The organism is Pseudoalteromonas sp. '520P1 No. 423', assembly GCF_001269985.1.
Taxonomy (GTDB): Bacteria; Pseudomonadota; Gammaproteobacteria; order Enterobacterales; family Alteromonadaceae; genus Pseudoalteromonas.
The window spans coordinates 3,499,386-3,521,142 of the sequence record NZ_BBZB01000001.1 but is presented as its reverse complement, the minus strand read 5'-3'; the positions used below and the strand labels follow the sequence as shown (position 1 = coordinate 3,521,142).

The following is a 21,757-nucleotide window of genomic DNA, read 5'->3' as shown; positions in this document are numbered from 1 at the left end:
AAATTAAACTGTTTGTGCTTGCAAAACTTGATCTTTTTGACGCATATCAGCTGGAATAGCATCCCAACCTTCTTTAATTGTTTTTATAATATCTGACACTTCAGTTAAAGCATCAATATCATTTTTCAAGTTTCCTTCAACTAATCTACGTTGGCAGTACGCATATAAAGCCGATAAATTATCTGAAATTTCAGCACCGGCTTGCATATTTAAAGCATCTTCAAGTGCGCCGATTAATAAAATACAGGTAGAAATATTCTCACCTTTTTTTTCTATTTCATTTCGAGTAATAAAACCTTTTGCAGCTGCCAGTTTACCAATCACATTAACGAATATAAGATTTATTTGCTCATATGGAGTCATATCTTGAACATTATTAACATTAACTTGACGGTATTTTTTTATAGATAAATGTGCCATAACGGGATCCTAAAAATTAACATGTAAAATTTCAAGCAAGAAAAGTGCCATAATAAATATAAGAAATTCACATTATACTTACAGTATCGCCCAATTATTTAATTTCTTGAATCTTTTTACTAAATTAAATATTAGTTGAGTTTGATAGCTAAAATGGAACTTCATTTGGATCTGATGGGTAAGTTAAAATAAATACGTCAAAATAATAACATACGTCAAAAAAATGCCACTAATAACTTGCATCGTAGTTAAATCAGATTACAATCATAAGCATAATAAAAATATCTAGTAGTCCTAATATATGATAGGTCCAGCAAAAGTATTAATATTTGATGAAAATCAAAGCAGGGCACAGGCATTGTCAGCTTCATTATCGTTTATTGATGAAGCGAATCAAATCGTAAGTGATAGAGATTATAAAAAATATGCTTCGCCAGTCGATTGTGTAACTGCTTTTATTCTAGGCGCTAGCAGCTCGCTTGAACATGAAGTTATTATTCGTGAAAATCCAGCTATTCCATTTCTATTATTAGGTGAGACTTTAGAACCGTTATTATCATTTGCTAATGTTATCGGTTTAATTAGTGAGCCTTTTAACTACGAAATAACCACGCAACTTATCCATGATTGCCAAGAATATCATCGTCTGATCCCTAGAAGCCACAATTCAAGTCGTGGCTCAAAGCATTTTGATGGCTTAATAGGTGAAACACCAAGCATTAAAAATGTGCGCTTTTTAATTGAGCAAGTTGCAATAACAAATGCCAATGTTTTAATTTTAGGTGAGTCAGGTACGGGTAAAGAAGTGGTTGCACGTAATATTCATTTATTATCCAAACGTGTAAGTGGTCCTTTTGTGCCTGTAAACTGTGGCGCAATTCCAGCTGAGTTACTTGAAAGTGAATTATTTGGTCATGAAAAAGGTGCATTTACCGGTGCGATTTCTGCGCGTAAAGGTCGCTTTGAATTAGCACAGGGCGGTACTTTATTTCTTGATGAAATTGGTGATATGCCGCTGCAAATGCAAGTTAAATTATTACGTGTATTACAAGAGCGTACCTATGAAAGAGTGGGTGGTAATAAATCAATTTCAGCAGATGTACGTGTCATCGCAGCAACTCATCGCAACTTAGATGAAATGATTGAAGCTGGCTCGTTTAGAGAAGATTTGTACTACCGATTAAATGTTTTTCCTATCGAGAATCCCGCTTTAAAAGAGCGAAGAGAAGACATTCCATTATTACTTAAAGAATTAATGAAAAGAAACTGTGAACAGGGGGGGTATTCTGCAAAGTTCACTGAGCAAGCTTTAGATAATCTCAAAGAGCATAACTGGCCTGGCAATGTCAGAGAATTAGCTAATTTAGTTGAACGCATGGTGATCATGTTTCCTGACAAAGTGGTTGATGCACAAGATTTGCCTAAAAAATATCAACATTTAGAAGTTGATGCGTTCGTACCTGAATACCCAGAAGAGATTTTAGAGCGACAAGCATTAAATGATATATTTGGCTCTGGTTTTTCTGATGGTGCGGATTATGACGATGATGAAGCTGAGTTTGAGCAACCAGATAGCATTATGGGTTTATTACCTGATGAAGGTATTCAGCTTAAAGAGTATCTAGGTGAGCTGGAAGTGAGCTTAATAACACAAGCTTTAGAACGTCATGATTTTGTTGTTGCCAGAGCTGCTGAAATATTAGGTGTTAGACGCACAACTTTGGTTGAAAAAATGAAAAAATATAATTTAACGAAAGATTAAGACTTAAGTAAGTTATAAAATATAGGGCTATTTATAGCCCTTTTTTATATTCTTCAATAATTTTAGCTCTTCTATGACAATTAAAACTATGATCGTTAACCATGCCACAAGCCTGCATATGCGCATAAACTGTAGTGGGACCTAAAAATTTAATTTATTACGAATGATCCCTGCATTATTTAATAGTTCTTCGATTTTATTTTCATCATATTTAGCAACTTTAATAGGATCAAAATTGTCGAACGCCTTACGATAACTCTCACGTTTTTTAAAACTGTATACCAACTTAGGCCTGCTTGAGCTGACTCTAATGTAATAAACTCAAATAGCTTTTGATCATCAAATAAAGGCACACCCCATTCTTCATCATGATATTTTATACAATCAGTTTTTGTTAAATCTAACCAAGGGCAGTATTCACACATTAAATGGCTCGCTAATTAAATTTTATAGTAATACCTTAACACAGCTAAAAATAGCCAGATATAGCTCACGCCATTTTATTGACCAGTCTAAATTAATCTCAACCATCTGTATTTAAAGGTTTATTTTTTGGCACGATCTCTGCTTTAGTCAATGTAGATTTTTATTTTGTCAGGTTTAAAAGTTATGGCGCTAGCACAAGTATTTCAAAATGATTATACAAGTTCGCAATATAACCCTTGTTTAATGCAAGAGTCATATGTGGGTGAGTTAAATGAATTAAGACAGCAATCAAGTTGGCTTAATCATTTAGTTGATACTTTACCTGCTGGTGTTATTGTACTTGATGGCCGAGGCATGATAGCTCGGGCAAATCAAATTGCTATTGATATGCTAGGAGAACCACTTGAAGGTGAAAAATGGTTAACGATCATTCAAAGATCATTTTGTCCAAAGCAAGATGATGGCCATGAAGTATCATTAAAAGATGGTCGTAAAGTAAAGCTAAATATTTCAGCTTTATCCCCAGAACCTGGTCAACTCATTTTAATGACGGATTTGACAGAAACCCGTTTATTACAAGAGCGGTTAGCGCATATGCAAAGACTTGGTGCGTTAGGAAAAATGGTTGCATCATTAGCCCATCAAGTTCGTACGCCACTTTCTGCTGCGATGCTATATGCCGATCATTTAGGAAATCAAAACTTAAAAGCGCATTCTAGAGACAAATTTCATACAAAGCTGATGTCACGATTGCAAGATCTTGAAACACAAGTAAACGATATGCTGCTATTTGCAAAAAGTGGTGAGCAACAAGTTGTTGAAAAAGTGTCGATGCAGCAACTATTAACAGAAGTAAAAGCAAGCTCTGAAGCTATGGTTACACAACATAATGGTGAGTTGAACATTGAATTACCTGAGCCGGATATTGAAATTACCGGTAATAAAACCGCTTTAGCCAGTGCCATTGCTAATTTAATTCACAATAGTATTCAAGTGAAAGGCCCTGGCTCTAAAATTTTATTATCAGCGAAACGAGATGAAATAGAACCAGATATGGTTTGCATATGTGTATCAGATAATGGACCAGGCGTACCAAAAGAATTAGTCAGTAAGATATTTGAACCGTTTTTTACTACAAAAAGCCAAGGTACAGGGTTAGGTTTAGCGGTTGTAAATGCAGTTGCCAATAGCCACCAAGGCAAAGTAAGTTTAATGCAAGATCAAATCGAAGGCGCTGCGTTTAATATTCATTTACCGATTTTCTTACATGATCTGTAAATAACATCAATTTAGTAGTGATAACAATGAATAAAATGAAGTGTGATAATTGAAACTAATGAGAAGATTGTAAAATGTTTAAAGAGCCAAATTTGATAGTTTCAACAACACTAATTTCAATACAACCCAAAATAAACAAAAGGGTTTTGGAGAAATCATGAGCGACAATAAAATATTAGTAGTTGAAGATGACGCGGGTTTACGCGAAGCACTCATTGATACCTTACAGTTGGCTGGTATAGATTGCATCGAGGCAGACAGTGCAGAACAAGCAATCATGTTACTTAAAAAAGAAAAAGTATCTTTGGTTGTCAGTGATGTGCAGATGGGTGGTCTTTCAGGGATCGATTTACTTAAAAGCATAAAGCTAAATCAACCAGATTTACCCGTTCTTATGATGACTGCTTATGCAACAATCGATGATGCTGTTGAAGCCATGCGTTTAGGTGCTATCGATTACATGGCAAAACCTTTTGCGCCTCAAGTACTGCTTAATATGGTAAGTCGCTATTTACCTGAAAAAGAAAAAGAAACAGATGGCCCAATAGTAGCCGACAAACAAAGCTTAGCATTATTAGATTTAGCTCAAAAAGTGGCTAAATCTCAAGCGAGTGTGATGGTATTAGGACCTAGTGGCTCTGGTAAAGAAGTATTAGCAAGATATATTCATGATCATTCTGATCGTGCTGAATCTCCTTTTATCGCCATCAACTGTGCTGCAATTCCAGAAAATATGCTAGAAGCGACTTTATTTGGTTATGAAAAAGGAGCGTTCACAGGTGCAATAGCTGCTTGTCCTGGTAAGTTTGAACAAGCACAAAAAGGCACTATATTACTTGATGAAATCACGGAAATGGATTTGAGCTTACAAGCTAAATTATTACGTGTATTGCAAGAGCGCGAAGTTGAAAGATTAGGTAGCCGAAAAACAATTAAACTTGATGTCAGAGTATTGGCGACCAGTAATAGAGATTTAAAAATAGCAGTTGCTGAAGGTAAGTTTAGAGAAGATTTATACTATCGTTTAAATGTATTTCCTTTACAGTGGTTACCACTTAAAGACAGACCCGATGATATATTGCCTCTGGCGGAACATTTAATTGCGAGACATTGTGAAAGAGCGGAACAAATAAAGCCTAATTTAACTGATGCAGCTAAACATAAGCTATATCAACACTCATGGCCAGGTAATGTGAGGGAGCTCGATAATGTTATTCAGCGTGCTTTAATTCTACAATCAAGTGATGTAATCGATGAGAATGAAGTATTTTTAGAGCTGGTACAGCCGACTATTACTGAAAACCAAGTAATAGAAGAAGCTGTAACTGAAGTAACGGTCGCTACTGTGCAAAATATGGCGCCAACTTTTAGTGAACCTAGCTTTAAAGATGAATTAAAAGATCAAGAAAATAAGATTATATTGGAAACTTTAGAGTCTTGTCAGGGTCGTCGTAAAGATGTGGCTGAAAAGCTAGGTATTAGCCCCAGAACTCTACGTTATAAATTAGCAAAAATGAGAGACTTAGGTATTCAAGTACCCGCATAATATTTAAAAATATATAAAGAAGACTAAAACCCATTTAGTCTTCTTTCTTCAGTTAAAACGCTTTAAATAACCTCCTTACAATTAGCCAGTCTCCAGACTGAGTCAAAACTCTGACAATAAAAGTTACACTCAAAGTAAATTATCTAACACAATGAATTTAAACACTATATTGGTGTTGGCAAGTATATTGCTTACTATTCGTTATAGTGTTTATAAGTAATGGAGAAATAATGAAAATACCAGCAAATTCGATATTCCAAGAAATGCAATCTATGGCTGTTGAAGCCGGGACTAAAACACAAAATAGATTACCAGTTCAAGGCACTTCTAGTGCAGAGTTTGGTGACTTATTAAAAAGTGCCATAGACAATGTTGCAGGCTTACAAGCAGACGCTAAAGATAAAGTGACAGCTGTTGAAATGGGTGATAGACGCGTATCACTTGCTGAAGCTATGATTGCATCACAAAAGTCGTCAGTGGCATTTGAGGCAACTGTTCAAGTTCGTAATAAACTCGTTGAAGCTTACAAAGATATAATGAATATGCCTGTTTAGAGTAATAATCAATACTCTAAACAGGATAAGTGATAAAATAGCGTTAACTAATTAATATGCATAAAAATATGAATAATATGGCCATTAAATATAGGCTATGGAGTTATTTTGAACCAAGCTAACCAGAGTACAGATCTCTCAATCCCAGATGCTGGCGGCACATTAGATGCTGGCGGTGTGTCAGATTCGGGACAAGAGCAAAAATCAGGGTTTTTAAGTGCCCTCAGTGGAGTTGATGTTTTACGTCAAGTCACATTAATTATTGCTCTGACTATCTGTTTAGCGATTGCGGTATTTATTATTATTTGGGCGCGCCAGCCAGATATGCGTCCACTAGGAAAAATGCCTACCAATGAGTTAATTCAAACATTAGATTTCTTAGATGCGCAAAAAATTGATTATAAACTTGATGGCAATATCGTTTTAGTACCAGAAACAGATTACCAAACGATTAAACTTTTAATGCAAAGAGAAGGGTTAGAGCAAGAGCCCAACTCTGGCACCGATATTTTAATGCAAGATATGGGTTTTGGTGTAAGCCAAAGATTAGAGCGTGAGCGCTTAAAACACGGTAGAGAGCAACAATTAGCACGTACAATAGAAGAATTAAAAAATATAAATCGCGCTAAGGTATTGCTAGCAATTCCAAAAGAAAATGTATTTGCAAGGTTAGAGAAAAAACCTTCCGCAACGGTTGTATTAACTTTAAAGCGAGGACGTATATTACGTGGCGAAGAAGTTGATGCAATCGTTGATATTATCGCATCTGCAGTACAAGGCTTAGAGCCATCTAGAGTAACAGTAACAGATCAAAATGGACGATTATTAAACTCGGGTTCTCAAAACTCGTTATCGGCACGTTCTCGTAAAGAATATGATATAGAACTGAAACGTGAACAAGCTTACTTAGAAAAAATAGACACTATTCTTATTCCTGTTGTTGGTTTAGGTAGTTATACCGCACAAGTTGATTTAATGATGGACTTTAGTGCTGTAGAAGAAACGCAAAAGCGCTTTAATCCAGATTTACCAGCCATTCGTAGTGAAATGACCATAGAAGAAAATAATATAGGTGGTTTAGCTGTAGGTATTCCAGGTGCTTTGTCTAATCAGCCGCCTGTAAAATCTAATATTCCAGAAAAAGCGACTGATGGTAATGCTTCAACAAGTGCGCCAAGTCGTAATCATAAAGAAGCAACACGTAATTACGAATTAGATACAACCATATCTCATAAAAGACAACAAACCGGAGTAATACGTAGAATTAGTGTTGCTGTAGCAATTGATTATAAGTTAGCAACAAATGCTGAAGGTGCCACATCTCAAGTGCCTCGTACCCAGCAAGAGTTAGCAAATATTCGCCGATTATTGCAAGGTGGCGTTGGCTTTAATATGCAACGAGGTGATGTACTTGAAGTTGTTACTGTGCCATTTGTAAAAGCAGCAACATCTGAAATAGTAGAGTTACCTATATGGGAACAACCATGGTTTATTAAGGTTATTCGCTTAGCGCTAGGTGCAATTGTCATTATTGTATTGATTTTAGCTGTTGTACGTCCAATGTTGAAGAAACTGATTAACCCAGATGATACACTTGAAGAATATGATGAAGACTCGTTAAGCTCTGGTGTAGATTTAGGCGATAGTACTATTGACATGTTGTCTCAAGAATTTGATGAATCAGCTGTCGGCTTTGCACCAGATGGAACTTTACAGTTACCAGATTTACATGGTGATGAAGACTTATTAAAAGCAGTTAGAGCACTGGTTGCAAATGAACCTGAATTATCCTCTCAAGTAGTGAAAGCGTGGTTGACCGAAGATGACTGATGAAGAAACACAAGAAGCAACAGGTAGTTTTGATGTTGATAAATTAGACGGTGTAGAGAAAGCGTCAATTTTATTACTAAGCTTGTCTGAAGAAGATGCAGCACAAATTTTAAAAAACTTAGAGCCAAAGCAGGTTCAAAAAGTGGGCATGGCAATGGCTGGATTAGCAGACTTAAGCCAAGATAAAATCACTGCTGTGCATAAACTTTTTATCGATCAGATCCAAAGCTTCAGTAATATTGGTTTCCAATCTGAAGATTTCATCAAAAAAGCACTAACAGCAGCACTAGGTGAAGAAAAAGCAGCAAATATTATTGACCAAATTATAATGGGTTCAGGCGCAAAGGGCCTAGATTCACTAAAATGGATGGACTCTAAGCAAGTTGCTAATATTATTAGAAATGAGCATCCTCAAATACAAACAATTGTATTGTCATACTTAGACCCTGAACAATCAGCTGAAATTGTTGCGCAATTCCCAGAGAAAGTACGTTTAGACTTAACAATGCGTATTGCTAACTTAGAAGAAGTTCAACCTGCTGCATTACAAGAACTAAATGAAATAATGGAAAAACAATTTGCAGGACAAGCAGGCGCACAAGCAGCTAAAATGGGCGGATTAAAAGCAGCCGCTGACATCATGAATTACCTTGATACAAATATTGAGGGTCAACTGATGGATTCAATCCGTGAGCATGATGAAGATATGTCACAGCAGATTCAAGACTTGATGTTTGTATTTGATAACTTAATTGATGTAGATGATCGTGGCATTCAAGCTATTTTACGTGAGGTGCAACAAGATGTACTAATGAAAGCAATTAAAGGTGCTGACGAAGGTCTTAAAGATAATATACTTAAAAATATGTCAAAACGTGCAGCAGAAATGCTTGCCGATGACTTAGAAGCGATGGGCCCTGTTCGTATAAGTGAAGTAGAAGCAGCTCAAAAAGAAATCTTAGCCGTATCTAGAAGATTAGCTGATGCGGGCGAAATAATGCTCGGCGGCGGCGGCGGCGAAGAATTCTTATAATGAAGATATTTAGGCGAGGAGCCTCAAAGTTAAATGAAGTTAGGTAAATATCGTAATGGTCACCCTATTCAATCTGAAGAGGCTGTCAGAGAGCTATTAAAAAACTGGTCAGCCCCAGAAGTGAGTGATGAAAGTAAAGAACAAGACTTTACTGGTCGCTCAACTGCTATAGGTACGTCATTAGAAGATTTGTATAATCCGCCTGTAAAACAGACAGAAGGAATTGAAATTGAGGAAGAAGAGCAAGTTGTAGCACCTATGACTTTGCAAGAGTTGGAAGATATTCGTCAAGCGGCATATGACGAAGGCTTTAACCAAGGTAAAGAGGAAGGTTATCCGGTTGGTCTTGAAGAAGGAAAAACAAAAGGAATACAATCGGGATTTGAAGAAGGCTTAACTCAAGGTAAAGAGCAGGGGATTGAACTCGCTCAACCTATAGTTGATGAAAAACTAGAGCAACTAGACACTTTATTTAATGCTTTAAATACACCTTTAAGACACTACGATGAAGCCGCAGAAATGCAGTTAATCGCATTAACAACTATGTTAGCTGAAGCGGTTATTTATACCGAAGTAAAAACAAATCCAAAAGCCATATTATCGACCTTAAAACAATGCATGGATGCGTTACCTTTAATGCAACAGCAATGTGAAATACAGCTTCATCCTGATGACTTTACAAATATAGTTTCTAGTTATGGTCAAGATGAGATAGATAAAAGAGGTTGGCGATTAAAATCGGAACCAAGTTTAGAGTCAGGGGGCTGTATTGTTAACGCCAATAACTCATCAATAGACTTTAGTTTACAAAGTCGCATATCTGATACATTAAATAGCTTTTTACATGCTTCAGGCATAGATAAAACATCTGAAGACTAGTTGTATTTTAAGTACTGAGGTAATTCATGCAGTCTATTGACTTGGCAGAGAAGTTAGCAACTTATAAAAAGAATATTCAAAAAGTGCCACCCGCTATTGCAGGCAGCTTAACACGAGTTGTTGGCCTAACTCTTCAAGCACAAGGTGTAAAAGCACCAATAGGCAGTCATTGCCAAATAGAAACGCTTCATGGTTTAGTTGATGCAGAAGTGATAGGTTTTAATGGCGATACTTTATATTTAATGCCAAATGATACCATTTCGGGCATGTTACCTGGCGCAAGAGTGATCCCCCAAGTAAAAGATCAAGGCCTGCCTGTTGGCATGGGCCTATTAGGGCGAGTTGTTGATGGTTTAGGCAGGCCATTGGATGGTTTAGGTCCAGTGGTCAGTGAAAAAAAATTAAAATTTGCTCAAAACCAAATTAACCCTTTATCAAGACGATCTATTACACAGCCTATGGATGTTGGCGTTCGTGCAATAAACTCAGTCATTACTGTAGGTCAAGGTCAAAGAATGGGTTTGTTTGCCGGTAGTGGTGTGGGTAAATCTGTATTGCTGGGCATGATGACGCGAGGGTCTACCGCAGATGTCACTGTTGTGGGGCTAGTGGGTGAACGTGGTAGAGAAGTAAAAGAATTTATTGAAGAGATTTTAGGTGAAGAAGGGAGAAAACGCTCCGTTGTTGTTGCAGCTCCTGCAGATTCTTCACCATTAATGCGACTTAAAGGCTGTGAAACCGCAGTAACGATAGCTGAGTACTTTAGAGATCAAGGTTTAAATGTTTTGCTGTTACTTGATTCTGTGACGCGATATGCAATGGCGCAAAGAGAAATAGCTTTAGCGGTTGGTGAGCCGCCAGCTACAAAAGGCTATCCACCTTCTGTTTTTGCAAAACTACCTGCTTTGGTTGAGCGAGCTGGTAACGGTGGCGAAGGACAAGGCTCTATAACTGCATTTTTTACCGTATTATCGGAAGGCGATGATATGCAAGACCCGATTGCTGATGCTGCAAGAGCAATATTAGATGGTCATATTGTATTATCAAGAGAGCTGGCTGATAGTGGCCATTACCCTGCAATTGATATTGAAAAATCGATTAGTCGTGTAATGCCACAGGTTGTATCTCAAGCGCATATGCAACAAGCACGAGTCATAAAGCAAGTTTATTCAATGTATCAACAAAATAAAGATATGATCACCCTAGGCGCTTATCAAAAAGGAACTGATCAGGTATTAGATAAAGCGATTTCAATGATCCCAACTGTAAATCAATTTCTTCAACAGGGTATGACAGATGTCATTCCATATGATGAAGGGCTGCAAGGTTTAGCACAGCTGCTAGGTCAGGCTTAATTACTTAAGGAAAACTAATGGCATTAAAACAACTCAAATTAGTTTTAAAAGTAACTTCTGATAAAGAAGAGAAGTTACGCTTAGAATATATTAAGTCACAACAATACTTGAATGATAGTCAAGAGAAGTTAAACGGTTTATCTGAGTTTAAATTTGACTATATGAAACAATTACAAGCCAAGGGGGAATCTGGATTAACGGGTGCAAACTATAGTCATTATCAATCATTTATAGCTAAAATTGAGAATGCTATGGATCAACAAATTCAAGTTATTAATACGGCAAAACAAGTTGTTGCACAAAGAAAAGAAATTTGGCTAGAACAACAAAGCAAAGCTAAAGCAATTGAAAAATTAATAGAGAAAAAGAATGCTCAGCTATTTCATAAATTAAATAAAGCTGAACAAGTGAGTTTAGATGAATTTACTACCAACCAATTTATACAACGCCAAAACCGATTATAAAATACTTCAGGTAACTCTGGCTTAGTTATTGCTTTTAAATCTATAGCACCTTTATAAAGTTAAAATTAGATTTAAACCATATTCGTTGAATAACTGCGATTTATAAATGAGGTAAATATGGTAAGCATAGATACAGCACTTCCAATTTCAAATAATTCTATTTCAAAACAAAGTACTGCAAATGACATTGGCAGTAAGCAAGATGGTGACGATTTATTTGCAACTATGTTTAGTGCACATGTAACCGAAGAAGCTAATGCGCTTGCTATATCTTCAACTAACAATATCGACACTGTAGACGAAATTAATGGGCAAAGTGGCAAAAAATTGCCAAATTTATCAGAGTTGGATGTCTTCAAGCTTAATGAGGTCAATCAATTAGATAAAAAAAATCAAAAAATCACTGATGTAAATATAGAAAAAAATGAAAAAATTCCAATGTTCGTGGATTTTACAGCTGAAAATGTTGAATCGCTTAATAACTCAGATGATTCTTTTCTGTCGCAAATTCAAGCATCAAATAAAATGAGTTTAAAGGTGTCTGATGAAGCACTTATTAATAATGCAGAAATTAAAAGCTCTAAACTGACCTTAGAACTAGCAATTGATATATCTAAAATATCTCTCAAAGAGCCCGCAGTGGAAGCTACAGTTACTCCAATAAAAAATCATTTAGGTCTAAAAGATGAGTTAGGTTTAAAAGATGATTTAGGTATAAAAGATGAGTTAGGTATAAAAGAGAATCATATTTCAAGTTATATTTCAAAAACAGATGAGAAAATCGGTGAAAACAAGATAGTGCTTAATGACTCAGTGATAAATCAGTTAAAACATGTTCTTCCTGAACTTTCTGTAGTACAAAAATCACAATTAAAACAAAGTCTAGAGTCGGCTTTAGGTGAATTGGAAAAGCAAAAAACCTCAAGTGACATTGAGGCTGAAATAAATAAACTAAGTACTATTTTATTACAAGTTGATGAGTTTATCTCAAAGGAAGGCGTTAAATCTGAGAAAGTTATACCAACACAATCCTTAAATGGTGAGACTGATAATCAAGTAAAAGAAGCTCCTTTAGAGTTTGAACCTGAAGTTCAAGCAATGGCAAAGGCCGCACCTGAAAATAATGCTGTGGCTACTCCAGTGATAGCACCACAGGTAAGTACTATAAAAAGTGACATAACTCATCCTGGGGCTAAAAAAATAGAACAAAATTTTGCGTTAGGTAAAGATAAAAATGACAATGCAAACCTTCAAAATGCATATACATCAGAAAATAATGATTTAGTCGCTGAAGAAGATAGCTTAGTTAGTATTAAGTCTTCAGCTGAATCGAGCAATACAGTTAAAGTAACCAGCCCTAACAGCGACACTACAGCGGTAGCACAAATAAATAAATCAAATGTAAATTCAACTTTTAATGATGTGATCAGACAATTAGAGCCTCAGCCTATTACGGATGTAGAGTTTGACCCTGTGAGTGATTTAACTAATTCAATCACTTCAACCCAAACTAGCACATCATTAAATCAGAAATTAGAAAATGATAAATTATTACAGCAGCCAATTAACATAGCGCGCTCAGATGCTGCTAAATTGCTTAATGAACGTGTCACATTTATGTTAAGCCAACATAATCCCCAGGCAGATATTCGGTTAGACCCACCTGAATTAGGCAGTATGATAATTCGAATTCGTACGGATGCAGAACAAGCTCAAATTAATTTTTCTGTGCAAAACCAAGAGGCTAAAGAGTTATTAGAAGACTCAATGCCTAAATTAAGAGAAATGCTGGCTGAGCAAGGTATTGATTTAGGGGAGAGCAATATAGATCAACAGCAGCAAGGTCAAAGCGAGCAGGAAAGTACAAAGGATAATCAAAAATCAGGGCCATTAAGCAGTACTGAAAATGATGAAGAGATAGCGTCAGTGAAAGTTGCAGGAAATAAACTGGGCGGAGTTGATTTTTATGCTTAAAATATTCAATGAAATTGGTATGATAGCCGTTATAATTAATGAATAACACGATAAGACTCTATCAGGGAATATAAATGGCTGAAGAAAATGATTTAGAAATAGAAACGGGTGGTGGTAAAAGTAAAAAAATGCTTTTCATTATAATCGCTATCGTTGTTTTAATTGCTGGTGGCGCGGGTGCTTTTTTCATAATGTCTGGTGATGATGCGCCTGAAACAGAGGAAACATTAGCTGAAGAATCATTAGAAACACAAAGTGCAGCACCATCAGGTGAAACTGCAGAAATGGGGTCAGCACTGTATGTTGGCATGCCAAGACCTTTTGTTTTTAATGTACCTGGTGCTGGACGAGATCGTTTAGTGCAAATTAAAGTACAACTATTGGTTCGTGGTGATGCAAATGAAGAAGCAGCCAAAAGACATATTCCTTTAATTGAAGGCACATTATTAAGCATTTTTTCTACTGCTAATGCGGATGCATTAAGTACAAGTGCGGGAAAAGCTGATTTAAGAACAAAGTCTTTACAAGAAGTTCAAAAGTCACTAAGTGAAATTGAAGGCAATAAAGTAGTTGAAAAAATACTCTTTACTGGTTTTGTAATGCAATAATGAGGATATAGGGTGAGCGATTTATTATCCCAAGACGAAATTGATGCGCTATTACATGGTGTTGATGAGGTCGAGGAAGACGAAGAAGATGCCGGCAGTGAATCCGGGGATGGGAGTACGATACAGTATGACTTTTCTTCTCAAGACCGAATTGTTCGTGGGCGAATGCCTACCCTGGAGATCGTAAATGAACGATTTGCACGTCATATGCGGATCAGTTTATTTAATATGATGCGTCGCACTGCGGAGGTATCAATTAATGGTGTACAAATGATCAAGTTTGGTGAATATATCCATACTTTATTTGTACCAACAAGCTTAAATATGGTGCGTTTTAGACCTTTAAAAGGGACTGGTTTAATTACCATGGAAGCACGTTTAGTATTTATTCTTGTTGATAACTTCTTTGGTGGTGATGGTCGATACCACGCCAAGATTGAAGGTCGAGAATTTACACCAACCGAACGTCGTATCGTTCAGATGCTACTTAAAATTATTTTTGAAGATTATAAAGACGCTTGGGCACCTGTTATGGATGTCTCGTTTGAGTACCTTGATTCAGAAGTTAACCCTGCAATGGCAAATATTGTAAGTCCAACTGAGGTTGTTGTTATTAGCTCTTTTCATATTGAGTTAGACGGTGGTGGTGGAGATTTTCATATTGCCTTACCTTATTCTATGCTTGAACCGATACGTGAATTACTTGATGCGGGTGTGCAATCTGATACTGAAGATACGGATTTACGCTGGAGTAAAGCGTTAAGAGATGAAATTATGGATGTTGAGGTTGACTTATCAACACGTATGCTTGAAGTTGATTTATCCTTATCTCAAATAATGGAACTTGAAACGGGAGATGTCATTCCTGTTGATATGCCTGAGCATATTACGGTATTTATAGAAGACTTACCGACATATCGCGCTAAAATGGGTCGCTCAAGAGATAATATTGCAGTTCAAATTAGTGAAAAAATAAAACGACCAGAGTCAGTTAAGTCTGAATTACATGTATTTACCAAAGGCGGTAAAAAGCTTGATTCAGATGCGGAGTTGTCATTGTTAGAAGATGATTTACATTTATCTGAAGGTGTTGATTTAGACTGGTAGCGCACAAAAATTAAGTTTAGACAGTTATTTTAGAAAGTTTTAGAGGTTTTTTATATGAGCGATGATCAAGATACAATGGATGAATGGGCTGCAGCCCTAGCCGAAGCGGAAGGTGATGACGAAGGTGGCCAGAGTGGTGAAGCCGAAGTTGCCCAGTTAGAAGAATTAACCGATGAAAAAGCCGACTTAACTGTTGATGAAAAAAGAAAGCTGGATACTATTTTAGATATTCCAGTGACTATTTCAATGGAAGTAGGGCGTTCTCGCATTAGCATAAGAAATTTACTGCAATTAAACCAAGGCTCGGTTGTTGAGCTTGACCGTGTTGCAGGTGAGCCTTTAGATGTGTTAGTTAATGGCACTTTGATTGCGCATGGTGAAGTAGTTGTTGTAAATGATAAATTTGGTATTCGTTTAACAGATGTAATTAGCCAAATTGAAAGGATCAAAAAATTACGATGATAAAGTACCTCGCTTTTCTTGGTATATTTTTGCAATCAAATCTAGTATTTGCGGCGAAAGAAGGCATGCAAAACTTGATGTCGATGGCAATGTCCCTTGCGCTTGTTATTTGCATTATCGTAATTTTGGCTATTTTGGTTAAAAAGTTTAACCCACAGCTGACTAATCTGGATGAATTTAAGGTTATTCGCTCTATTCCACTTGGCAGTAAAGAGCGTTTAATTGTGATTGAAATAGACGATAAACAGCATTTATTAGGGGTGACACCTCATACAATTAATTACTTGTATCAGTTGGAAAAACCACTAGAAGCAAAAGAGATACCGCAATTGGCAAAGTCATTTAGTCAATTACTCAATCCGAAAAAAACAAATTTACAACAAAAGAATAATAAAAATGTATAAAATTATAATGGTGATTCTGTTGTTTTTTGTCTGTGGCAATGCATATGCAGATCAAGGATTACAAGCTTTAACTATTACTTCAAATCCTGATGGTTCACAAGACTATTCAGTAACGTTGCAAGTATTGGCTATGATGACTGCGCTGAGTTTTATTCCAGCAGCTGTTATTATGATGACATCATTTACTAGAATAATCGTTGTTCTAGGTATATTGCGACAAGCCATTGGTTTACAGCAAACGCCTTCAAACCAAATACTTGTTGGTATGTCATTGTTTATGAGTTTATTTATTATGGGGCCTGTTTATAATCAAATAAATGATCGTGCAATCACGCCGTATTTAAATGAGGAAATGACATCAATACAGGCGCTATCAGAAGCTAAAGAGCCATTAAAAGCATTTATGCTATCGCAAACAAGAATTAAAGATTTAGAAACCTTTGCTCAAATTGCAGGCCATACTCAATTAGATAAACCTGAAGATACGCCTTTTTTAGTCATTATACCGGCATTCATTACCAGTGAATTACAGACTGCATTTATTATTGGTTTTATGTTTTTCATTCCATTTTTAATTGTAGATTTAGTAGTTGCAAGTATCTTGATGGCAATGGGTATGATGATGCTATCCCCAATGATTGTTTCTATGCCATTTAAAATTATGTTATTTGTTTTAGTCGATGGTTGGGGACTTGTTATGGGCACGCTCGCAAAAAGTTTTGGTTTGGGAGTTTAAATGGAACCAGAAGTTGTTGTTGAAATAATGAGCGATGCTTTGTTTTTAGTTATAAAGCTTGTTTCAGTGATTATAGTGCCAAGCTTACTGATAGGTTTAGTTGTTGCAGTATTTCAAGCTGCAACTTCTATCAATGAGCAAACCTTAAGTTTCCTACCTCGCTTAATAGTTACTTTAGTTGTATTGATTGTTGGTGGTCATTGGTTAACCCAAGAACTTATCGACTTTTTTAAAACTATAATCATGAATATCCCTTCAGTAATGGGGTAATTTAAGTACAATGGAATATCCTGTATCTATCATAATACAATGGCTTTCTGACTTTATGTTACCTTTTATACGTATTTCTAGCATGTTGATGGTAATGGCTGGCATAGGTGCAAAAAATGTATCAAGTCGCATTAAAATTTCCTTAGCTATGTTAATCACTTTTGTTGCAATGCCAACAATACCACCCTCTGAATTTACTAACTTAATGTCATTAGAAATGGTATTAGTTGCGATTCAGCAATTGCTGATAGGCGTTGCTATCGGTTTTGCTTCTATTTTGTTATTAAATACCTTTGTTTTAGCCGGCCAAATTTTGGCAATGCAAACAGGTCTAGGTTTTGCTTCAGTAATAGACCCTTCAAATGGTCAAAGTGTACCTGCTGTAGGTCAATTTTATTTGATTTTGGCTACTTTGCTTTTTTGGATATATGGTGGTCATTTAATGATGATACAAATGGTGGTAAGTAGTTTTATTATGATCCCAATTGATGGCACTTGGTGGAATATCGAAAACTATAGAACAATAGCTAATTGGGGCGGTTGGTTATTTGCCACTGCTCTCGTTTTATCTTTAGCACCATTAACAGCTATGTTGATCATTAGTATGTCATTTGGTGTGATGACTCGTGCAGCACCCCAGTTGAATATATTCTCTATCGGTTTTCCATTTACCTTAGTAACAGGTTTAGTCATCATATGGGCTACATTAGGTAACTTCACCGCACAGTTTGATCTTCAGTGGCATCAAATGGTTCAATTGATATGTGGTATGGTAGGCTGTAGTTAAAGAGCTAAGAACTATAGAATTAAAGTTACAGGGTGTGTCAGATCTACAATGGCATCAAATGGTTCGATTAATATGTGGCATGGTAGGCTGTAGTTAAAGAACTAAAGAATTAAAATTACAGCGTAAGACAGATCTACAATGGCATCAAATGGTTCGATTAATATGTGGCATGGTAGGCTGTAGTTAAAGAACTAAAGAATTAAAATTACAGCGTAAGACAGATCTACAATGGCATCAAATGATTCGATTAATATGTGATTTAGTAGGTTGTAGTTAATTTTTAAAATCTTGATAAAAGGTAAGGTATGGCTGAAGATTCGGGTGCAGAAAAAACAGAAGACCCCACCGCCAAGCGTTTAGAAGACGCAAAAAAGAAAGGTCAAATAGCCCGCTCTAAAGAAACGGGTACTGCATTTGTTTTAATTATGTCTGCTGTTTCTTTAATTATATACGGGCCTGATATTGGTAAAGCATTATTAAAAGTAATGAAAAGAATGCTGAGTCTAAATCATAATGAAACTTACGATACTACTAAGATGTTTTCTGCCTGGGGTGAAGTTGCAGGAGAGCTTTGGTTTGGTTTAGCCATGTTTGTTTCTATTATTTTAGCGGCCGCATTTATAGGAAATACTTTTTTAGGTGGTTTTAATTTTAGCTGGGGCGCAGCTGCACCTAAAGCAAGTAAAATGTCTATTTACAAAGGTTTTGGTCGCATGTTTGGACCTCAGGCTGCGATTGAATTGACAAAAGCATTATTAAAGTTTGGTCTGGTCGCTGGCGTCGCAATTTTTATTATTATGGGCTATTTTGATGAAATATTGCATCTAAGTATAGAGTCAGCCCCAAGTAATATAAAGCATTCTCTTACTATTCTAGCTTGGGTCTTTTTAGGTTTATCTTGTACATTAACTATCGTTGCTTTAGTAGATGCGCCATTTCAAAAATGGAACCATAACAAGCAGTTAAAAATGAGTTTGCAAGAAATTAAAGATGAGTATAAAAATAGTGAAGGTGATCCGCAAATTAAAGCAAGGATCAGACAAACACAAAGAGAAATGTCACAGCGACGCATGATGCAAGATGTACCTGATGCTGATGTTATCGTAACTAATCCTACTCATTATGCTGTCGCTATTAAATATGATACAGACAAAGCTGGGGCGCCGATAGTTTTAGCTAAAGGCATAGACCAAATGGCATTACAAATACGAAAAATAGCAAAAGAGCATGAAGTGCCAGTTTTAGAATCACCGCCATTAGCGAGATCTTTACATCACTTTACAGATGTAGGAGCGCAAATTCCAGATCAGCTATTTGTTGCAGTTGCACAAGTATTAGCATATGTTTTTCAGCTAAAACAATATAAAAAAGGACGAGGTCAACGACCTACTAAATTAAGTAAAAAGCTTCCAATCCCAGATGAGTTTAAGCAGTAATTATACCAATTCTAATAAATAAATAATCTAAATGGTCTAAATATACAATAGGTGCGTTGCTTGCATGCAGGTACTTAGGTTTAGTCTGGAACTATAAGCCTGTGCTTTCAATCCCAATAGTCAGCGATTACTCAATCAAGCGTCTAACTCTTGATAATTTATCCAAATTTATATTTGCTCACTAACCCATTAGAACAGGTATGAACTTTAATTCAATACTTTATAAAGATGGAATGATAATTGCCTTTACTCAGGCAAGTGTCAATTTTTTGTAATTGTAGTTGTATGGATTTGAAAGCGGTTTTTACTCAGTTAAATAATGAAAAAATGGATTACCTTAAGGGGGTTGGTACGCCTTTATTGGTTTTAGCAGCGCTTGCTATGGTGGTATTGCCTATGCCTCCATTTTTATTGGATATGCTGTTTTCTTTTAATATCGCTTTAGCATTACTCGTATTATTAATCACTGTTTATACACTTAAACCCGTTGATTTTGGTGCTTTCCCTACCGTAATTCTTATCGCAACAGTATTGAGGCTAGCCTTAAATGTTGCCAGTACCCGAGTTGTATTATTAGAAGGTCATAATGGCTCCGACGCCGCAGGTCAAGTAATAGCAGCATTTGGTAATGTTGTGATTGGTGGTAACTATGCTGTAGGTTTAGTTGTATTTATAATCCTGATCATTATTAACTTTGTTGTAATTACAAAGGGTGCAGGACGTATATCTGAAGTATCTGCACGTTTTACATTAGATGCTATGCCAGGTAAACAAATGGCAATTGATGCAGACTTAAATGCGGGTTTTATTACTGCGGATGAAGCGAGAAACCGACGTGGAGAAGTAACACGAGAGGCTGATTTTTATGGTTCAATGGATGGTGCAAGTAAATTTGTAAAAGGCGATGCTATCGCGGGTATCGTGATATTAGTGATCAATATTGTAGGTGGCTTGTTTATTGGCATGATCCAGCATGATTTGTCATTTAATGTCGCTATGGAAGTATATACGCTACTAACAATTGGTGATGGTCTGGTTGCTCAGCTGCCATCTCTACTATTGTCAATTGGTACAGCCATTGTTGTAACCCGCCAAAATGAATCACATAAAATGGGTGAGCAAATATCTAAGCAATTAGGTAATGAAAAAGCACTTTATATTGCATCAGGTATAATGATCACTATGGGTTTAGTGCCTGGTATGCCGCATTTAGCTTTTATTTCTTTAGGATTAATCATTGGTGCTATTGGTTATTATGGGCATAAACAAGCTAACAAACAACAAGCACAAGCAGAGCAAAGTGCTGCAGGTGGGCAATTAACTACAAATGCCGCTGGAGCTGCAGTACCGGCAGCGCAAGAGCAAAAAGAGCTAGGTTGGGATGATGTTCAACAAGTTGATGTAATAGGTTTAGAGGTGGGTTATAGACTTATTCCTATGGTAGATCAAGTACAAGGCGGTGAGCTATTAAGTCGAATCAAAGGCGTACGTAAAAAACTATCACAAGAATTGGGATTTTTAGTACCACCAGTGCATATCAGAGATAATCTTGAATTAGATCCAAACGCATACCAAATTACCTTAATGGGTGTTTCTACTGGTGTTGGTGAGCTTAAGCATGGCAATGAACTTGCGATTAATCCAGGTCAAGTATTTGGTTCTGTACCCGGTATTGAAACAAAAGATCCGGCTTTTGGTTTAGATGCAGTCTGGATTGCACCTGAGCAAAAAGATGAAGCGCAATCTTTAGGGTATACAGTTGTAGATGCTGCAACGGTTGTTGCAACTCATATAAGTCAGCTTTTACATAACAATGCCTCTTTATTGTTAGGTCATGAAGAAGTACAAAACTTATTAGATATGCTTGAAAAAAGTCATCCTCGTTTAGTTGAAGGTTTAGTGCCAGATGTATTACCGCTCACAACTATCGTAAAAGTATTACAAAACTTATTGAATGAAGGTGTGCCAATTAGGGATATGCGTTCAATTGTACAAACCCTTGTTGAATACGGACCAAGAAGCCAAGATGCTGATGTACTAACCGCTGCAGTGCGTATTTCACTAAGAAGATTAATAATCCAAGACGTTGCGGGCGCATCAAATGAAATACCTGTCATAACTTTGGCTCCTGAGTTGGAACAGATGTTGCATCAGTCACTTCAGAATGCAGGCGATGAAGGTGCTGGCATAGAACCTGGGCTTGCTGAGAGGTTGCAAAACTCACTTAGTGAAGCACATCAAAACCAGGAAATGTCAGGTGAACCTTCAATATTGTTGACCTCAGGTATGTTAAGAACGGTTTTATCACGATTTGTTAAAAATACAATACCAGGTTTACGCGTCGTTTCTTATCAAGAAGTACCAGATGAAAAGCAAATTAAAATTATCAGCTCTGTTGGTCAGCAATAATAAGGATAAGGGGTAGA

At 36.5% G+C, this 21,757-nt stretch carries 20 protein-coding genes and 1 pseudogene; 19 read left to right on the top strand and 2 right to left on the bottom strand.

Annotated elements, in window-relative coordinates:
• Nucleotides 1-3: 3 nt before the first annotated feature.
• Entirely contained in the window at nucleotides 4-420 is a 417-nt protein-coding gene (fliS, locus tag PSA_RS16125; RefSeq protein WP_042142978.1) for a flagellar export chaperone FliS, read from the bottom strand.
• 301 nt (nucleotides 421-721) lie between these two features.
• Here fliS and PSA_RS16120 point away from each other — a divergent pair, with 301 nt between their 5' ends.
• Nucleotides 722-2,182, top strand: coding sequence for a sigma-54 dependent transcriptional regulator (locus tag PSA_RS16120; protein ID WP_042142977.1), 1,461 nt, complete (start codon nucleotides 722-724; stop codon nucleotides 2,180-2,182).
• A 31-nt stretch (nucleotides 2,183-2,213) separates the two neighbouring features.
• On the opposite strand, the pseudogene PSA_RS24695 reads toward PSA_RS16120, so the two are convergent.
• Nucleotides 2,214-2,607, bottom strand: a pseudogene (locus PSA_RS24695) (DNA-3-methyladenine glycosylase I).
• A gap of 184 nt (nucleotides 2,608-2,791) precedes the next feature.
• Here PSA_RS24695 and PSA_RS16110 point away from each other — a divergent pair.
• The 18 genes from PSA_RS16110 to flhA all read left to right on the top strand — a co-directional run bounded on the left by PSA_RS16110 (nucleotide 2,792) and on the right by flhA (nucleotide 21,740).
• Nucleotides 2,792-3,886, top strand: coding sequence for a PAS domain-containing sensor histidine kinase (locus PSA_RS16110; protein WP_042142975.1), 1,095 nt, complete (start codon nucleotides 2,792-2,794; stop codon nucleotides 3,884-3,886).
• A gap of 157 nt (nucleotides 3,887-4,043) precedes the next feature.
• Complete coding sequence (locus PSA_RS16105; protein WP_042142973.1) at nucleotides 4,044-5,432, top strand: sigma-54 dependent transcriptional regulator; 1,389 nt, start codon at nucleotides 4,044-4,046, stop codon at nucleotides 5,430-5,432.
• Between the two features lie 230 nt (nucleotides 5,433-5,662).
• Nucleotides 5,663-5,986 (top strand): flagellar hook-basal body complex protein FliE, encoded by a 324-nt coding sequence (gene fliE / locus PSA_RS16100; protein ID WP_042142971.1) that lies wholly within the window; start codon nucleotides 5,663-5,665, stop codon nucleotides 5,984-5,986.
• Nucleotides 5,987-6,094: 108 nt separating this feature from the next.
• The gene (fliF, locus tag PSA_RS16095) at nucleotides 6,095-7,816 is read left to right on the top strand and encodes a flagellar basal-body MS-ring/collar protein FliF (protein WP_042142969.1); all 1,722 of its coding nucleotides are present in this window, start codon (nucleotides 6,095-6,097) and stop codon (nucleotides 7,814-7,816) included.
• Nucleotides 7,809-8,849, top strand: a complete 1,041-nt coding sequence (fliG, locus tag PSA_RS16090; protein ID WP_042142966.1) for a flagellar motor switch protein FliG — start codon at nucleotides 7,809-7,811, stop codon at nucleotides 8,847-8,849. Before fliF ends, fliG begins: the two co-directional genes overlap by 8 nt.
• 33 nt (nucleotides 8,850-8,882) lie before the next feature.
• Nucleotides 8,883-9,728 carry a flagellar assembly protein FliH gene (gene fliH / locus PSA_RS16085; protein WP_042142964.1) on the top strand — a complete coding sequence of 282 codons (846 nt, stop codon included), beginning with the start codon at nucleotides 8,883-8,885 and terminating at the stop codon, nucleotides 9,726-9,728.
• A 26-nt stretch (nucleotides 9,729-9,754) separates the two neighbouring features.
• Nucleotides 9,755-11,083, top strand: a complete 1,329-nt coding sequence (gene fliI / locus PSA_RS16080) for a flagellar protein export ATPase FliI (protein WP_042142962.1) — start codon at nucleotides 9,755-9,757, stop codon at nucleotides 11,081-11,083.
• 17 nt (nucleotides 11,084-11,100) lie between these two features.
• Entirely contained in the window at nucleotides 11,101-11,547 is a 447-nt protein-coding gene (gene fliJ / locus PSA_RS16075; protein ID WP_042142960.1) for a flagellar export protein FliJ, read from the top strand.
• 117 nt (nucleotides 11,548-11,664) lie between these two features.
• Complete coding sequence (locus PSA_RS16070) at nucleotides 11,665-13,521, top strand: flagellar hook-length control protein FliK (RefSeq protein ID WP_042142959.1); 1,857 nt, start codon at nucleotides 11,665-11,667, stop codon at nucleotides 13,519-13,521.
• Nucleotides 13,522-13,595: 74 nt separating this feature from the next.
• Nucleotides 13,596-14,129 (top strand): flagellar basal body-associated protein FliL, encoded by a 534-nt coding sequence (gene fliL / locus PSA_RS16065; protein ID WP_042142957.1) that lies wholly within the window; start codon nucleotides 13,596-13,598, stop codon nucleotides 14,127-14,129.
• A 12-nt stretch (nucleotides 14,130-14,141) separates the two neighbouring features.
• The gene (gene fliM, locus PSA_RS16060) at nucleotides 14,142-15,236 is read left to right on the top strand and encodes a flagellar motor switch protein FliM (protein WP_042142955.1); all 1,095 of its coding nucleotides are present in this window, start codon (nucleotides 14,142-14,144) and stop codon (nucleotides 15,234-15,236) included.
• Between the two features lie 54 nt (nucleotides 15,237-15,290).
• Entirely contained in the window at nucleotides 15,291-15,698 is a 408-nt protein-coding gene (gene fliN / locus PSA_RS16055) for a flagellar motor switch protein FliN (protein WP_042142953.1), read from the top strand.
• Nucleotides 15,699-15,763: 65 nt separating this feature from the next.
• On the top strand, nucleotides 15,764-16,102 hold the full coding sequence (gene fliO, locus PSA_RS16050) for a flagellar biosynthetic protein FliO (protein WP_042142987.1): 339 nt from the start codon (nucleotides 15,764-15,766) through the stop codon (nucleotides 16,100-16,102).
• Nucleotides 16,095-16,838, top strand: a complete 744-nt coding sequence (gene fliP, locus PSA_RS16045; RefSeq protein WP_042142952.1) for a flagellar type III secretion system pore protein FliP — start codon at nucleotides 16,095-16,097, stop codon at nucleotides 16,836-16,838. Before fliO ends, fliP begins: the two co-directional genes overlap by 8 nt.
• The gene (fliQ, locus tag PSA_RS16040) at nucleotides 16,839-17,108 is read left to right on the top strand and encodes a flagellar biosynthesis protein FliQ (protein ID WP_042142949.1); all 270 of its coding nucleotides are present in this window, start codon (nucleotides 16,839-16,841) and stop codon (nucleotides 17,106-17,108) included. It begins immediately after the preceding gene.
• 10 nt (nucleotides 17,109-17,118) lie between these two features.
• The gene (fliR, locus tag PSA_RS16035; protein ID WP_042142947.1) at nucleotides 17,119-17,895 is read left to right on the top strand and encodes a flagellar biosynthetic protein FliR; all 777 of its coding nucleotides are present in this window, start codon (nucleotides 17,119-17,121) and stop codon (nucleotides 17,893-17,895) included.
• Between the two features lie 305 nt (nucleotides 17,896-18,200).
• Entirely contained in the window at nucleotides 18,201-19,331 is a 1,131-nt protein-coding gene (gene flhB / locus PSA_RS16030) for a flagellar biosynthesis protein FlhB (protein ID WP_042142934.1), read from the top strand.
• A gap of 285 nt (nucleotides 19,332-19,616) precedes the next feature.
• The gene (gene flhA, locus PSA_RS16025; protein WP_042142932.1) at nucleotides 19,617-21,740 is read left to right on the top strand and encodes a flagellar biosynthesis protein FlhA; all 2,124 of its coding nucleotides are present in this window, start codon (nucleotides 19,617-19,619) and stop codon (nucleotides 21,738-21,740) included.
• The last annotated feature ends 17 nt before the right edge of the window (nucleotides 21,741-21,757 follow it).

Coding starts and splice junctions, on each gene's coding strand:
- fliQ (WP_042142949.1), top strand. CDS start 16,839: ATGGAACCAGAAGTTGTTGTTGAAATAATGAGCGATGCTTTGTTTTTA.
- fliN (WP_042142953.1), top strand. CDS start 15,291: ATGAGCGATGATCAAGATACAATGGATGAATGGGCTGCAGCCCTAGCC.
- fliO (WP_042142987.1), top strand. CDS start 15,764: ATGCAAAACTTGATGTCGATGGCAATGTCCCTTGCGCTTGTTATTTGC.
- PSA_RS16105 (WP_042142973.1), top strand. CDS start 4,044: ATGAGCGACAATAAAATATTAGTAGTTGAAGATGACGCGGGTTTACGC.
- flhA (WP_042142932.1), top strand. CDS start 19,617: ATGGATTTGAAAGCGGTTTTTACTCAGTTAAATAATGAAAAAATGGAT.
- fliJ (WP_042142960.1), top strand. CDS start 11,101: ATGGCATTAAAACAACTCAAATTAGTTTTAAAAGTAACTTCTGATAAA.
- fliE (WP_042142971.1), top strand. CDS start 5,663: ATGAAAATACCAGCAAATTCGATATTCCAAGAAATGCAATCTATGGCT.
- fliI (WP_042142962.1), top strand. CDS start 9,755: ATGCAGTCTATTGACTTGGCAGAGAAGTTAGCAACTTATAAAAAGAAT.
- fliR (WP_042142947.1), top strand. CDS start 17,119: ATGGAATATCCTGTATCTATCATAATACAATGGCTTTCTGACTTTATG.
- flhB (WP_042142934.1), top strand. CDS start 18,201: ATGGCTGAAGATTCGGGTGCAGAAAAAACAGAAGACCCCACCGCCAAG.
- fliH (WP_042142964.1), top strand. CDS start 8,883: ATGAAGTTAGGTAAATATCGTAATGGTCACCCTATTCAATCTGAAGAG.
- fliG (WP_042142966.1), top strand. CDS start 7,809: ATGACTGATGAAGAAACACAAGAAGCAACAGGTAGTTTTGATGTTGAT.
- PSA_RS16120 (WP_042142977.1), top strand. CDS start 722: ATGATAGGTCCAGCAAAAGTATTAATATTTGATGAAAATCAAAGCAGG.
- PSA_RS16070 (WP_042142959.1), top strand. CDS start 11,665: ATGGTAAGCATAGATACAGCACTTCCAATTTCAAATAATTCTATTTCA.
- fliL (WP_042142957.1), top strand. CDS start 13,596: ATGGCTGAAGAAAATGATTTAGAAATAGAAACGGGTGGTGGTAAAAGT.
- fliS (WP_042142978.1), bottom strand. CDS start 420: ATGGCACATTTATCTATAAAAAAATACCGTCAAGTTAATGTTAATAAT.
- fliP (WP_042142952.1), top strand. CDS start 16,095: ATGTATAAAATTATAATGGTGATTCTGTTGTTTTTTGTCTGTGGCAAT.
- PSA_RS16110 (WP_042142975.1), top strand. CDS start 2,792: ATGGCGCTAGCACAAGTATTTCAAAATGATTATACAAGTTCGCAATAT.